We start from the raw sequence: 14,249 nt of genomic DNA on the forward strand, positions 1-14,249 counted from the left end.
TCTTCATCTCAAGAGTGAGGATCGATCCTTCCCATCATTTCATCACTTTATAGAAGGTTGAAAAAACCAATCATTGATGGCTCGTGCAATGGGTCCTACACTTTGGTCCGTATTGGAGACCATATGTGCCTGAACGTTCGAATGAGCATAGATGGCGGAGTGAAAGCTAACTCCTGGGTCTTGTCCCATAACAAAATATTTTACCGGCTTTCCTTCCTCCGTAAGCATCCACACTCCATATCCGTAGGCAAACCCCTCATCCACTTCAACAGTAGGTGTAAGTAGGGTATCTGTTAATGGCTCATTTAACAACCTCTTCTGGAGCAAACACTCCCAAAACTTCGTCATGTCATGAACCGTCGTATACACGCCACCATCCGGTCCTCCGATAATCGGGAGCGAGTAGATGTTGCTTCTCCACGTAGATCCTTCTTCCTGCTCAATATAGCCAAATGCTGTCCGCGCGGGCAACTGATCCATGCGCCAATAGTTCGTATCAGACATACCACATGGTTCAAAAATATTCTTGGTTACAAACTCTCGATAAGAATTTCCTGTTAATTGTTCAACCACTAGCCCCAGAAGAATATATCCCGCATTATTATAGGAGAACGTCGTTCCTGGAGTCTGTTTCATCTTTTTTTGTTGGAACAGTGGTAAGAAATCCTTTGGAGACTGTATACGATACATCGGGATTGTTTCCCACAACTCTTCAAAATCGCTCATTAGTTCCTCATCAAAATAATCAGGAATCCCAGCTGTGTGAGTTAAAAGCTGATGAATCGTGACTTCGGGATGAAAGTGGGGAAAAGAAAAGTCCAAGCACTCACTTAAACGAGTGTCAAGGGAAAGGCTCCCGTTCTCAACCAATTGACAGATAGCAACAGCGGTAAAAACTTTCCCGCCTGAAGCAATACCAAAGCGGGTATCTGTCGTATTTACTATTTTGTCACTACGATTGGCATAGCCACCAGCATAGCTGTATAACGTTTCTTCTTTATCTTTAACGATAACCACTCCAGAAAATGAAGAGGATTCCGTCTGTTCTTGCAACAACTTCGTTAACTGTAAAGATCTCTCCATAGTATCGCCTCAATTACTTTCTGTTTTAATATTTCATTCGTAATAGGAGTGCATCAATTGGCTCGCCCAAGCAGGTTGGTTTACTTCTCCCTGGGGAGCAAACTCTTTCATGTACGGTTTCAAATCGAGTACAGGAGAACCATCAATGGCGTCTAGAGACTGAACAGTGAGCACAAGCCCCTCCACCTTTACTAAACGACAACGGGACAGTCCAATAAAATTGGGACGTGCCTTGTTTCTTTGCGCGAAAACACCAACTTTAGGCCAGTCTGTTCGATTGCGAGGGTGACGAGCGCCCAAGTTTACACTTTCCTCTGAGACACGATGCATATAAAAAATCACTTCAATATGAGAAAAATCACATAATCCTGCCACCGCCTCTTGATCAAATTGTGTTCTATCTAAATGAATGGTGGATATCACATCACCCCAGAAATCATCCTCTGCTTCTAATCGCGGTGAGCGGATCGTTCCAATGGGACTCATAACAATCGACATTTTTTGATCCTCCATATGTAAACTATTCACCCGCGGAATTGTTTTCTAATAATCCCTATTGTTATCTTAAGATGAATCTTTATATTTGTCAAATATGGAAAGTTGTTTCTATATATAGGAGAATAGGTTGCCCTCTCCTACATCAAGGGGGCAAATAGCCGGAGAAACGAGCGGACAAGCCATTTTAAGAAAGGAACACGCCCTGCCTCTTCAACTGTAACGAGCATGGACCGCTGAATAGCATCATCAATATCTTCTTTAATACGTGGGATGGTATTGTTTTTATAGAGAATAACACCACATTCAAAGTGGAGATACAAGCTACGATAATCCATATTAACCGTCCCCACAATTGCTAAGTCATCGTCGGCTACCACCATTTTGGCATGCATAAATCCAGGTGTGTATTCGTAAATCTTCACGCCCGCTTTGACAAGCACACCATAATAAGATTGCGTTGTCATATGTACATACCATTTATCTGGGATATGAGGCGTAACAATACGCACATCTACACCACTTTTCGCGGCTCGAATGAGTGAAGTCACCATGTTGTGATCCACAATCAAATAGGGCGTCGTGATATAAACATATCTTGTTGCTTTATTAATGATATTTAAATAGGTGTTCTCCGATACTTTATCGGCATACCTCGGACTATCCCCGTACGGTTGCACGTATCCATCCGATTTAGCTTTGGTTAAAGACTTCAGATACTTTTCTAACTCGACTGACTCATCCGAAGCAAAATTCCACAAGGACAGGTACATGATGATCAGATTCCATACCGCTTTTCCTTGTAACAAGACGGCCGTATCTTTCCAGTGGCCAAATCGTTTTTTTTCATTGATGTATTCATCTGCAAGGTTGATCCCCCCACAAAAACCGACCTTACCATCAATTACTGTTATTTTACGATGATCGCGGTGATTAACCAATAAATTCAGTTGTGGGCGATACGGGTTAAACACAGCCACCTTCATCCCATATTTGCGTAGCTGACGATCATATCCCGTCGGTAGCGTTTGAATGCAGCCTAAATCATCGTACATGAAGTAGACTTCCACCCCTTGTGCCACCTTTTCTTTCAAGATATCCAGAATGGGGTCCCACATTTCCCCTCTTTCCACTATGAAATATTCCATCATAATGTAGGACTCTGCTTTTTTCAGCTCTTCCAGTAATCGTTGATGCATCTTCTCTCCAAGTGAGAAATACTCGACTGCTGTTTCACTCCAGATCGGGTAACCACCTGCTTGGGTGATAAACTTGGATATACTCGCATCTTTGGGATGGTTCTGTGCAAATTGCTCTTGCGTACCTGTCGTTGAGGTGAGAATTTCTTTATGCTTATTTAAATAGCTTTCCAATAGTCGGACATGCTTTTTCGGTATACGGTTGCTACCACGAATGAGATAAAAGAGCCCACCTAAAATAGGCAAGGTTAAGATGGCAATCGCCCACCCCAATTTATATGAGGGGTTATCATTACTTGTAACAACAGCCACCACCAAGAGCGCACTTAAAATCTCTAATAATGTGTATAGAAAGGAAGCATATTGCGAAACTCCGAAGAGAACCACGAGGAGAAACACAAGTTGTATGATAATCAAGACACTAACGACTACCATCCGACTAAACAATAAGCGAAGTACCTTCTTCATCTTCTACCTCCTCCCCCCTTGTAGCATATCATACCCTACAAAAATAGGGGATCATCATGATGATGCTATTCCTGTACAAAGTTGTAATCTACCTTATCGGGCCGAAAAATCATCAAGGAACGAAGGCTCTTTCTGCATAAAAGGCGATTTTCATTAAAAAGTTTCAAAAAAGCAGTCTCAATCCCTCCTAAAGGATGAGACTGCTTCTCTATTTTACATTTTCTAGGAAAAATTCTTTACATATTCCTCCGATATTGCCCGCCCACTTCGTATAATGCTTGCGTAATTTGTCCCAGGCTGGCTACTTTCACAGCTTCCATCAACTCGGCAAACAAGTTGTCACCACTTTTCGCTACTTCTTTTAGACGGGTTAATGCTTCTGTAGCCTCCTTCTCATATTTGGCTTGGAATGCTTGTAGGCTGGTGATTTGCTCTTTTTTCTCCTCCTCGCTTGCTCGGGTGAGTGCGAAATTAGGCTCTTCTTCTCCTTCTGGATTAATAAAAGTGTTCACCCCAACAATCGGTAGCTCGCCGTTGTGCTTTTTCGTTTCGTAATAGAGGGACTCCTCTTGAATCTTTCCGCGTTGGTATTGACGTTCCATTGCGCCCAAAACACCCCCGCGGTCGCTCATCCGTTCAAATTCTTGTAGTACTGCTTCCTCAACTAAGTCCGTCAATTCCTCAACGATAAATGAACCTTGGAGGGGATTTTCATTCTTGGCGAGACCTAGCTCTTTGGTAATAATCATCTGAATGGCCATCGCCCTGCGTACTGACTCTTCTGTTGGTGTGGTAATCGCCTCATCATACGCATTGGTATGAAGAGAATTACACTGGTCATAGATAGCCAATAAGGCTTGTAGTGTTGTACGAATATCATTGAATTGCACTTCTTGGGCATGGAGAGAACGGCCAGAAGTTTGGATATGGTATTTTAACTTTTGACTTCGTTCATTCCCTTGATAGAGCCGCTTCATCACAACCGACCACACACGGCGCGCCACCCGTCCGATTACGGTATATTCCGCATCCAAACCATTGCTGAAGAAGAAGGAGAGGTTGGGGGCAAACTGATCGATCTCCATTCCCCGACTTAAGTAATATTCCACGTAGGTAAAAGCATTGGAGAGAGTAAATGCCAGTTGGGAGATCGGATTGGCACCTGCTTCCGCAATATGGTAACCGCTAATACTAACCGAGTAATAATTGCGCACCCCGTGATCAATAAAATACTGTTGTATATCCCCCATCATCTTCATGGCAAACTCCGTCGAGAAGATGCATGTATTCTGACCCTGATCTTCCTTCAAGATATCCGCTTGTACCGTTCCCCGTACCTTTTTCAAGGTTTGTTTCTCTATTTCAGTCCGTTCTGTTGCTGTTGGATTGCGCCCTTCTTTTTCAACAAACCGTTGCACCTGTTGCTGGATCGCCGTGTTAAAAAACATCGCAAGTAGAATTGGAGCTGGCCCATTAATCGTCATCGATACACTGGTCAAAGGATCACATAAATCAAATCCGGCGTATAGCTTCTTCATATCTTCCAAAGTACAGATGCTGACTCCTGATTCCCCCACTTTCCCATAGATATCGGGTCGCTCATCAGGGTCTTCTCCATAGAGGGTTACGCTATCAAAGGCAGTCGATAGGCGCTTGGCTCCTTCATCTTCCGTCAGATAGTGAAAGCGTCGGTTGGTCCTTTCAGGCGTGCCTTCTCCAGCAAACTGTCGCTTCGGATCTTCATCTTGCCGTTTTAGCGGGAATACACCTGCTGTATATGGAAAGCGACCAGGGACCCCCTCTAATAGGTTCCAACGAAGGATCTCGCCCCAATCGCGAAATCGCGGGAGTGAGATCTTAGGGATTTTTGTTCCGGATAAGGTCTCCGTGAAAAGAGGGGTGGTGAGCGTACGGTCACGTACCTTTACCACATATTCAGGCTGTCGGTACATTTCACATAAGGCTTCCCATTGATCCAACACCGTTTGATAATCGGGCTGCAACTTCGACTCCCATTTCGCAATCACTTCATCTAAGGCAAGAGGCATTTCTTCTTTTGTCTCCGATTCAAGATGGAGAGCTTTCTTGGTTCCGTCCAACTGATATAAGGTGGTGGCAACCTCCGCTTGCTGTTCAACTTCTTGACGATAGTTGCGTACAGTATTGGCAATATCACGTAGGTAATGCGTTCTTTCAGGAGGGATAATATGAGCAATTTCAGGAGAACCCGCTACCCATTCGCATGACGATTGCCAACTAGATGAAGTACGCTCCTTAAGCTGATCAACCAGAGCCAGATACAAACGGTTAATCCCTGGATCATGAAAGCGACTAGCCATTGTTCCATAGACAGGAATCGCATCATCTGGGTCTTCAAAGCGCTGATGATTACGACGATACTGTTTTTGGACGTCACGCAAAGCATCCAGGGAACCCGCACGATCAAATTTATTGATCGCGATCAAGTCGGCATAATCCAGCATTTCGATTTTCTCCAACTGAGAAGGGGCGCCGTATTCTGCTGTCATAACATAAAGAGAGAGGTCACTAATGTCGATAATATCGGCATCACCCTGGCCAATTCCACTCGTTTCCACAATGATGAGATCATACCCTGCCTGTTGCAATACACGAATCGCATCTTGCGTAGCCAGACTTAACTCAGAACGATGCCGCCTGGTCGCCATGCTGCGCATATACACATTGGGATGATGAACCGCGTTCATCCGGATGCGATCTCCTAATAGAGCCCCTCCTGTTTTTTGTTTAGAAGGGTCGATCGATAATACTGCCAAACGTTTCTGCGGGTAATCTTCCACAAAGCGTAAAATGAGTTCATCGGTGAGAGAGCTCTTGCCCGCTCCACCAGTACCTGTAATCCCTAATACAGGCGCAACTTGCTCTCTCTGAGCCTTCCCTTCTGGTAGTATTTCTTTCTCTAATCGCTGTTCCGCTACATACTCCGCCAGGGTAATGTGTCGTGCAACGGAACGAGGTTCCTCGCTGGATAGCTTCTCTTTGCTCGTGTGCTGATCGACGGTAGCAAAGTCACATGCGTTCACCATATGAGCAATAATGCCCTCAAGTCCCAGTTCCCGTCCATCTTCTGGTGTAAATACTTTGTTTACACCGTACTCTTCTAATTTCTGCACTTCGTGTGAAACGATGACACCCCCTCCCCCAGCAAATACTTGCACATGACTCGCTCCACGCTCGCGTAAGAGATCAATCATGTACTGAAAGTACTCCATATGCCCGCCTTGATAAGAAGATACAGCAATTCCTTGCACATCTTCTTGAATTGCAGCATTGACCACCTCATCTACTGAGCGGTTATGCCCCAGATGAATCACTTCGACCCCAGCTGCTTGCAATAAGCGCCGAAACAGGTTAATCGATGCATCGTGACCATCGAATAAGCTGGCAGAGGTTAGAAAACGGATGGGGTATTTAGCTTTTTCTTTTTCTCTATTCACGTTATTATTCGCCTCCTGTATACTATCACGCTATATGAAACCGCTTTCATTTTTGTTCGTGGGCAACTCATGCCCACGAACAAAACTAAGGAGTAGATTTGACTTCAAGCAAACGTTGAAACCATTGGCTTGCTACCCGATGGGGGACCAATTCCCTTGCTTGTACCCGATCAAGATCCGCTTGAAAAGGCGGGGTCTCCATCTGGCTAACAAGTAGTTCTCCCATTTGATTTCTCATGATTTCCTGCACTTCCCGCTTCAAATGCTCCCGTCTACGTTGTGCTCCCATTCCACTCTCTTGTAAAAAGCTTCGGTGTTCACTTGCTTTCATCCATAAACGATCGATTCCTTCTCCACTTGTGCTGACCACAGGGAGAATCGCAGGAAGCCACGTTCGTCCCTGCATCGCAATATGAATTAATTCTTCCAATTGGGCAATCAATTTCCCTTTACCCGGTAAATCCGCTTTGTTAACAATAAATAAGTCAGCAATCTCCATAATGCCCGCTTTAAAAACTTGTACCGTATCGCCCGAGCCAGGAGTTAGCATTAAGGCCACGGTATCCACCATATGCATGATATCAATTTCCGACTGCCCTACTCCCACCGTCTCGACCAGAATGACATCAAAGCCGGCGGCATCCAATACACGGGCCGCTTCTTTACTGGCACGAGCCAAACCACCTAAACTACCACGTGTACCCATACTTCGAATGAAAACACCCTCATCCAACGCATGGCGGTTCATCCGGATACGATCTCCTAAAAGGGACCCTCCCGTAAACGGGCTTGTGGGGTCCACCGCAATCACACCTACTGTGCGACCGGCATTTCGCAGGTGGGTAATAAGGGCATCGGCCAATGAGCTTTTTCCTGCTCCTGGTGCTCCGGTCAAGCCAACCAGATGGGCTTGACCGGTATAAGGAAAGAGAGCTTCCATCAAGGGATAGCGCGCTTCATCACCGCTTTCAACCCATGTGATGGCACGAGCTATACTACGTAAATCACGCGCTCGAATGTTTTCTACCAGCTCTTTCATATTCCCCCTCCCTCGGTGACCAGATGCAAATACAGGGTAGAGGAAAGTAGAAAACTTACTTCGCCCTGCTTTTTCATATTTAAAACCTCTTTCGCCCTCATTCACCTGGTTGCTTCGCTTGTTAACCCTCCAAAAGGTAGCGCGAAATCACCAGACGTTGAATTTCATTGGTACCCTCATAGATTTGCGTGATTTTCGCATCGCGCATCATACGTTCCACGGGATATTCTCGAGTATAACCATAACCACCAAACACTTGCACAGCTTCTGTGGTTACTTCCATCGCAATATCCCCTGCGTATAGCTTAGCCATAGCGGATTCTTTCCCATAGGGAAGGCCTTCACTTTCCAAATAGGCTGCTTGGTAAGTAAGCAAACGTGCCGCCTCTACTTTGGTCGCCATATCTGCTAATTTAAATTGGATCGCTTGAAGACGACCAATCGGTTTGCCAAATTGCTTTCGCTCCTTAGCGTAAGCGGTTGCTTGATCCAATGCTCCTTGTGCAATGCCCACAGCTTGTGCAGCAATGCCATTGCGACCGCCATCTAAGGTGCTCATCGCAATTTTGAAGCCTTCTCCCTCTTCGCCTAGGCGATTGGCAACAGGTATGCGGCATTCTTCGAAGATAATTTCTAGCGTAGGGGAAGAACGAATCCCTAACTTTTTCTCTTTTTTCCCCATGGAGAAACCGGGGGTCCCTTCTTCTACTATAAATGCCGTAATCCCTTTATGTTTCTTTTCTGGATCGGTAACCGCAAATACCACGTAAACTTGTGCTTCACCACCATTAGTAATAAAAATCTTGTTCCCGTTAAGTACGTATTCCTCTCCCTCACGCACAGCAGTGGTTTTCATGCCCGCAGCATCCGATCCAGATCCCGGTTCCGTTAAGCCGTAAGCACCCATCTTTGTTCCCTCTGCCAACGGGCGTAAAAAGCGCTCCTTTTGCTCCTCATTTCCATACTTATAGATCGGCCAGCTGGCAAGTGAGATATGAGCAGAGAGTGTCACTCCTGTAGAAGCACAAACCCGAGAAAGTTCTTCGACAGCAATGACATAACTGAGAAAGTCCGAACCCACACCTCCCACATCTTCAGGCCATGGAATACCTGCAATTCCGAGGGGTCCCATCTTTTCAAAGATGGAGCGATCAAATACCTCCTGCTCATCTCGCTCTGCCGCCGTGGGTGCCACTTCTTTCTCTGCAAAATCACGCACCATCTTGCGCATCATCTTATGTTCTTCTGAAAGTTGAAAGTTCATTTTGCTTGTCTCCTTCTATGATTTTAGCAACTGTCCACCAATCACCATACGTTGAATCTCATTGGTTCCTTCATAGATCTGTGTCACTTTGGCATCGCGAAACAATCGTTCTACTGGATAGTCACGCGTATAACCGTAACCACCAAACACTTGAATCGCTTCTGTCGTTACCTTCATGGCCGTATCCGAGGCAAACATCTTTGCCATGGACGCTTCCACTTTACACTCCTGCCCAGCTTGTCGTAGTTGGGCGGCTCGGTAGACCAGTAGCTTGGCAGCCTCGATCTGGGTTGCCATATCCGCTAGCTTAAATTGAATCGCTTGTAGACGACCAATCGGTTTACCAAATTGCTTTCGCTCTTTGGCATACGCTTGTGCGTGCTCAAGAGCTCCTTCGGCAATTCCCAACGCCTGTGCTCCGATCCCAATTCGTCCTCCCGCCAAGTTAGAAAGGGCAATTTCGTACCCTTGACCTTCTGTGCCCAACAAATTTTCCACTGGGACTTGCGCCTGATCAAATATCAGTTCACACGTGTTGGAACCATTCAGACCCATCTTTTGTTCCTTTTTTCCTACAGAAAAGCCAGGCGTCCCTTTCTCCACAATAAAAGCAGAGATTCCCTTGGAACCAAGCGAAGCATCTGTAACAGCGAACACAACGTAGGTATCTGCTTCCCCTGCATTGGTAATAAACACTTTGTTCCCATTAAGCAGATAGTGATCTCCTGTACGCTTCGCTGTCGTACGAATGCCACCCGCATCGGAACCAGCACTGGGTTCCGTTAAGGCAAAAGCGCCAATAAATTGGCCACTCGCTAGTTTGGGGACATACTTCTTTTTTTGTTCGTCATTTCCATAACGTAAAATCGGGTAGGTTCCCACCGAAGTGTGTACCGATAAAATAACACCCAGCGTCGCACTCACTTTAGAGATTTCTTCAATCGCAAGAATATAGGAGAAAAAATCGGCTCCTGCTCCGCCCCACTCCTCTTCAATCGGAATTCCCATTAAACCGAGTGCACCCATCTTCTTCACCACCGCACGCGGAAACACATCTTCTTCATCCATCGTCTCCAGAAATGGTGGGATCTCTGTACGAGCAAAATCGCGTACCATCTTGCGCATCATCTGTTGTTCTTCCGACAATCTTAGTTCCATCCCTCGTCTCCTCCTTCCAATCTTGCGTTAATCGTATACGTAGAAGCCACGGCCACTCTTCTTCCCAAGCCAGCCCGCTTTTACGTACTTACGCAGAAGTGGACAAGGGCGGTATTTGGAGTCAGAAAACCCTTCATGCAATGTCTCCATAATATAGAGGCAGGTATCCAACCCAATAAAGTCAGCTAGGGTTAACGGTCCCATAGGGTGATTCATTCCTAATTTCATCACTTCATCCACCGCTTCTGGTGTGGCTACTCCTTCATATACCGTATAGATCGCTTCATTAATCATCGGCATGAGAATTCGGTTGGACACAAACCCAGGGAAATCATTTACTTCCACCGGTGTCTTCTGCATCTGCTTCGCCAACATTTCTACTGCCTGATATACTTCATCCGATGTAGCTAATCCACGGATCACTTCCACCAACTTCATGACGGGCACCGGATTCATAAAGTGCATGCCAATCACTTGTTCCGGTCGCTTGGTACTGGCTGCAATCTCTGTTATAGGCAAGGAAGAAGTATTGCTGGCTAAAATCGTGTGTGCGGGACAGATGGAATCCAGATTGCGAAAGATTTCGGTCTTCACATTCATATTCTCCACAACTGCTTCAATCACGATATCCGCACCGCTCGCAGATTCCGTCAAATCTCGCGAGGAAGAGAGGCGACCCAGCGTCGCTTCTTTCTCATCCTCACTCACCTTCTCTTTCTCCACCGCACGCGACAGCCGTTTTTCTATCCCTGATACCCCTTTTTCCAGAGCAGTAGGATCCATATCATACAACGTCACTTCATAACCAGCTTGCGCTCCCACTTGTGCAATGCCACTACCCATCTGTCCTGCACCAATCACCATGATCCGCCTAATACTCATATTCATTCCTCCTACTTTATTCTATGTAAGCCTCTTCCCCTGAACGAAGGCAGGGGAAGAAATTTCCCTTTAGCCGTCGACACGAACCAAGATGGCATCACCTTGTGCCGCTCCACTACAGATGGCAGCAATCCCTAATCCGCCACCACGACGACGCAACTCATGAATCAAGGTAAGCGTAATTCGTGTACCACTCGCTCCGATGGGATGACCCAGAGCTACGGCTCCACCATTCACATTGACCAACTCGTCGTTCCAACCCGCAATTCGTCCATTCGCTAGGGCAACTGCAGCAAAAGCTTCATTTACTTCAAAGAGGTCGATATCCTCCAACTTTAGATCGTGTTGCTTCAATAGCTTTTGTACAGCATGTGCAGGGGTAATCGGGAAGTAGCGCGCTTCCATTCCCACAGCTGCATGTCCGATGATACGTGCTAAAGGTTTTACACCCATTTCTGTCGCTTGTTCACTAGAAGCGAGCACCATCGCCGCTGCACCGTCATTTACCCCAGGTGCATTGCCAGCCGTAATCGTCCCATCCTTTAGGAAGACAGGCTTTAAAGAAGAAAGTTTATCGATCGTGGTATCCCTTCGAGGGGATTCGTCCTTATCGATGACCGTTTCTCCTTTGCGCGATTGAATTGTCACAGGAACAATCTCTTCCGCCAATTTCCCTGCATCTATCGCTGCAATGGCCCGCTCGTGACTACGGATCGCCCAATCATCCTGCTCTTGGCGACTCACTTCATATTCGGCCGCTACGTTGCTTCCATGAACAACCATATGAACCCCTTCAAAAGCACAGCGCAATCCATCATGGATCATGAGGTCAACCAGTTGCCCATCTCCCATCCGTTCACCCCAGCGGGCTTTGGGAAGAAGATATGGGGCATTGCTCATGCTTTCCATCCCACCTGCAACCATGACCTGCGCACCACCAGAGCGAATAATCTGATCTGAGAGCGTAAGACTTCGCATTCCCGATGCGCAAACTTTATTAATGGTTTCTGACTGCACCTCCCAGGGAAGTCCAGCATGACGAGCCGCTTGCCGGGAAGGAACCTGTCCAGCTCCTCCCGCTAATACCATACCCATAATTACTTCTTCTACTGATTCTCCTGAAATACCAGCACGCTTAATCGCTTCTTCAATAGCAATGCCACCCAGCTCAACAGCTGATAAATCTTTTAGTCCTCCACCAAACTTGCCAAAGGGAGTACGCGCTCCACCTAATACAACGGTTTCTTTCAACATTCGCACCTCCAAAGATTCTTTTTATGTGTACATGATTCGAAACTCTTCCTTATTTTTATTTACCCTCTCTATTCCACATTTGAAAACGCTTCAATCTTAAAGATACCGTGGAATTGATCTTATGGCAACCAGAATGTTCTGTTAGAAGAAGGGCCCGCAGGGGATCACACCCGTCCTCTCCACTAATAGAGGCACCAAATTGGCTCGTATTTCAGACAGTAGAGAGAAGAAGGATGATCAGGCTCCTCCCTCTTTACTGGCATCCCTCGGAGAATCAGATCTGACGCCATTCATCTAGAAAAACCCCCTCATAGCAGAAGGAGTCTAAGCCTCATCATAAAGATCGAACATTCTCATCTTTCTTTTTGTAAGCGTTTGCAAGAGCGTATTGACTATCTTATAATAATGGTAGAACATCTTCGTCGAAAATTCTCGATAGTCATGTCATTACACTTCTTCTTGCTAGGGAGGAATGCATCATGCTATTCGAAACAAAATATCGTAGACAAGCTCTCACCCAATGGCAGGAGCAACAGGGTGAAGCCTTTCCTCAACATCATAAAAAACCAGCAAGAAAGGCCCCAAACCGTACTTACCACCATCCAGTCATCGCTACCTTACTCGCTTTCTTTTTCTGGTTCCTAGAAAAGTAGGGCTGGGCATCGTATCACCCAGCCCTACTGACCACAAATGAACGAGTATCTAGCCCACTGTACACGACCATAACCGTTTCCGTCCATACTTGGCTCGCTTGGGGAAGTCGGCGAAGACTTGATTTACACCTGATTGGAAAAGACCACTTCTAGAAAGGGTAGTTGTTTAGTTATTGACAATATTCCAGAAATCATCTCCATACGACCCATTCTGAAGGTAAATACGCTCAGGCTTGAAAAGAAGATCCTCTCCCACTTTCATCGTATAAACCAAATTCTGTATTCGTGACCCAAAGGAAAACTCTAGCTGTCGATCCGTTACATGAAAGAGAACCGAATGGACCGTACCAAAGAGTTCATCATAATTATGAACGGTTACACCGTGTGGATATTCATTCATTAAGAGCTCTCTGAGCTCTTGTACACTTCGCTTACCCTCCATTCCAATCTGCTGTTCTAAGCAGTCATATCGATGCTGAGATTGAACCAGTTTGCTTTCTTGTAGGCGCTGGATCTCAGGAAAGAGGGCGTGGTTCGTCGCGATGAGATAGTCTCTATCTGCCTTCCTTACCGCCTTCACACCCTCATACGCCGTGAATAAGGCACTCTCACCTGCCTCATCTGCGAGGATCAAGTTCATATTGGTTCCGATTGGCATATCTTTAAGCAACTCAATCGCTTCCGTACAATCTTTGCACTGCTCCAAGATCGTTCGCACGACCACCATGAATTGCAATCCTGTCACTGCGGGCTTTGCCATCCCAGGATAATGCCCAACCGGCGTTCCACACGCAGCAAAAGCCACACACAAGCCCCGCTCGTTTAACCCTTCACTTCTACCAAAGGTAGCAACAGAAAAGCCCGTGTGCGCATAGCATCCAGTCACTCTGGTGGAACAGAGGCGCATGTCTGTAAGCGAGGGACTTAGATCATAATTTCTTATGACATAAGCCTTCCCATCCTGCATCTTATGAGGTAAAACGGCAGCAATGCTACAGCCTCCAGGATACAAACAAGCTTCATGGTAAAAACGGAGGCGCTTAGGCTCAATATCTAGTTCTTCTGCAAACCCCGCTAGCTCCTCATTAAGATGAGGAGAGTACTCCGCCATCATCTTCTCCATATCTCGGAACATCCTCTCAGAGAGAGGCTCCTCTACGTACTGAAAGGGATAGGTTCCCTTCTGTTTTCTCATCTCTATCGCTTGCTGTTTTCCGATCTCATATGAACTCCCTGTGAGATAAGAAAAATTGGCATAACCCATCTCCACTTTGATCC

11 protein-coding genes are annotated in these 14,249 nt (G+C 46.1%); 1 reads left to right on the top strand and 10 read right to left on the bottom strand.

Annotated features, from left to right (window positions below; genetic code table 11):
* Window positions 1–42: 42 nt before the first annotated feature.
* The 9 genes from AC6RGY_RS09105 to AC6RGY_RS09145 all read right to left on the bottom strand — a co-directional run bounded on the left by AC6RGY_RS09105 (window position 43) and on the right by AC6RGY_RS09145 (window position 12,315).
* Window positions 43–1,083 (bottom strand): serine hydrolase domain-containing protein, encoded by a 1,041-nt coding sequence (locus AC6RGY_RS09105; RefSeq protein ID WP_499862121.1) that lies wholly within the window; start codon window positions 1,081–1,083, stop codon window positions 43–45.
* Window positions 1,084–1,116: 33 nt separating this feature from the next.
* Complete coding sequence (locus tag AC6RGY_RS09110) at window positions 1,117–1,581, bottom strand: SAM-dependent methyltransferase (RefSeq protein ID WP_499862123.1); 465 nt, start codon at window positions 1,579–1,581, stop codon at window positions 1,117–1,119.
* A gap of 137 nt (window positions 1,582–1,718) precedes the next feature.
* Window positions 1,719–3,245 (bottom strand): cardiolipin synthase, encoded by a 1,527-nt coding sequence (gene cls, locus AC6RGY_RS09115; RefSeq protein WP_499862127.1) that lies wholly within the window; start codon window positions 3,243–3,245, stop codon window positions 1,719–1,721.
* Window positions 3,246–3,481: 236 nt separating this feature from the next.
* Complete coding sequence (gene icmF / locus AC6RGY_RS09120) at window positions 3,482–6,721, bottom strand: fused isobutyryl-CoA mutase/GTPase IcmF (RefSeq protein WP_499862128.1); 3,240 nt, start codon at window positions 6,719–6,721, stop codon at window positions 3,482–3,484.
* An 85-nt stretch (window positions 6,722–6,806) separates the two neighbouring features.
* Window positions 6,807–7,760 carry a methylmalonyl Co-A mutase-associated GTPase MeaB gene (gene meaB / locus AC6RGY_RS09125; protein WP_499862130.1) on the bottom strand — a complete coding sequence of 318 codons (954 nt, stop codon included), beginning with the start codon at window positions 7,758–7,760 and terminating at the stop codon, window positions 6,807–6,809.
* Window positions 7,761–7,881: 121 nt separating this feature from the next.
* Complete coding sequence (locus tag AC6RGY_RS09130; RefSeq protein ID WP_499862135.1) at window positions 7,882–9,024, bottom strand: acyl-CoA dehydrogenase; 1,143 nt, start codon at window positions 9,022–9,024, stop codon at window positions 7,882–7,884.
* A gap of 15 nt (window positions 9,025–9,039) precedes the next feature.
* The gene (locus AC6RGY_RS09135; RefSeq protein WP_499862140.1) at window positions 9,040–10,182 is read right to left on the bottom strand and encodes an acyl-CoA dehydrogenase; all 1,143 of its coding nucleotides are present in this window, start codon (window positions 10,180–10,182) and stop codon (window positions 9,040–9,042) included.
* Window positions 10,183–10,209: 27 nt separating this feature from the next.
* On the bottom strand, window positions 10,210–11,064 hold the full coding sequence (locus AC6RGY_RS09140; protein WP_499862144.1) for a 3-hydroxybutyryl-CoA dehydrogenase: 855 nt from the start codon (window positions 11,062–11,064) through the stop codon (window positions 10,210–10,212).
* Window positions 11,065–11,133: 69 nt separating this feature from the next.
* Window positions 11,134–12,315, bottom strand: coding sequence for an acetyl-CoA C-acetyltransferase (locus tag AC6RGY_RS09145; RefSeq protein WP_499862146.1), 1,182 nt, complete (start codon window positions 12,313–12,315; stop codon window positions 11,134–11,136).
* Between the two features lie 482 nt (window positions 12,316–12,797).
* On the opposite strand from AC6RGY_RS09145, the gene AC6RGY_RS09150 reads away from it, so the two are divergent.
* Complete coding sequence (locus AC6RGY_RS09150) at window positions 12,798–12,971, top strand: hypothetical protein (protein WP_499862148.1); 174 nt, start codon at window positions 12,798–12,800, stop codon at window positions 12,969–12,971.
* A 166-nt stretch (window positions 12,972–13,137) separates the two neighbouring features.
* Here the strand turns inward: AC6RGY_RS09150 and AC6RGY_RS09155 are convergent, their stop codons facing one another.
* Window positions 13,138–14,235: a C45 family autoproteolytic acyltransferase/hydrolase gene (locus AC6RGY_RS09155; protein ID WP_499862463.1), complete on the bottom strand. Its 1,098-nt coding sequence runs from the start codon at window positions 14,233–14,235 to the stop codon at window positions 13,138–13,140.
* Between the last annotated feature and the right edge of the window lie 14 nt (window positions 14,236–14,249).

Source organism: Mechercharimyces mesophilus (assembly GCF_059818345.1).

Excerpts from the sequence above, each read along its gene's own strand:
- AC6RGY_RS09130 (WP_499862135.1), bottom strand. The coding sequence starts at position 9,024 with ATGAACTTTCAACTTTCAGAAGAACATAAGATGATGCGCAAGATGGTG.
- AC6RGY_RS09150 (WP_499862148.1), top strand. The coding sequence starts at position 12,798 with ATGCTATTCGAAACAAAATATCGTAGACAAGCTCTCACCCAATGGCAG.
- AC6RGY_RS09105 (WP_499862121.1), bottom strand. The coding sequence starts at position 1,083 with ATGGAGAGATCTTTACAGTTAACGAAGTTGTTGCAAGAACAGACGGAA.
- AC6RGY_RS09155 (WP_499862463.1), bottom strand. The coding sequence starts at position 14,235 with ATGGGTTATGCCAATTTTTCTTATCTCACAGGGAGTTCATATGAGATC.
- AC6RGY_RS09110 (WP_499862123.1), bottom strand. The coding sequence starts at position 1,581 with ATGTCGATTGTTATGAGTCCCATTGGAACGATCCGCTCACCGCGATTA.
- AC6RGY_RS09135 (WP_499862140.1), bottom strand. The coding sequence starts at position 10,182 with ATGGAACTAAGATTGTCGGAAGAACAACAGATGATGCGCAAGATGGTA.
- AC6RGY_RS09140 (WP_499862144.1), bottom strand. The coding sequence starts at position 11,064 with ATGAGTATTAGGCGGATCATGGTGATTGGTGCAGGACAGATGGGTAGT.
- cls (WP_499862127.1), bottom strand. The coding sequence starts at position 3,245 with ATGAAGAAGGTACTTCGCTTATTGTTTAGTCGGATGGTAGTCGTTAGT.
- meaB (WP_499862130.1), bottom strand. The coding sequence starts at position 7,760 with ATGAAAGAGCTGGTAGAAAACATTCGAGCGCGTGATTTACGTAGTATA.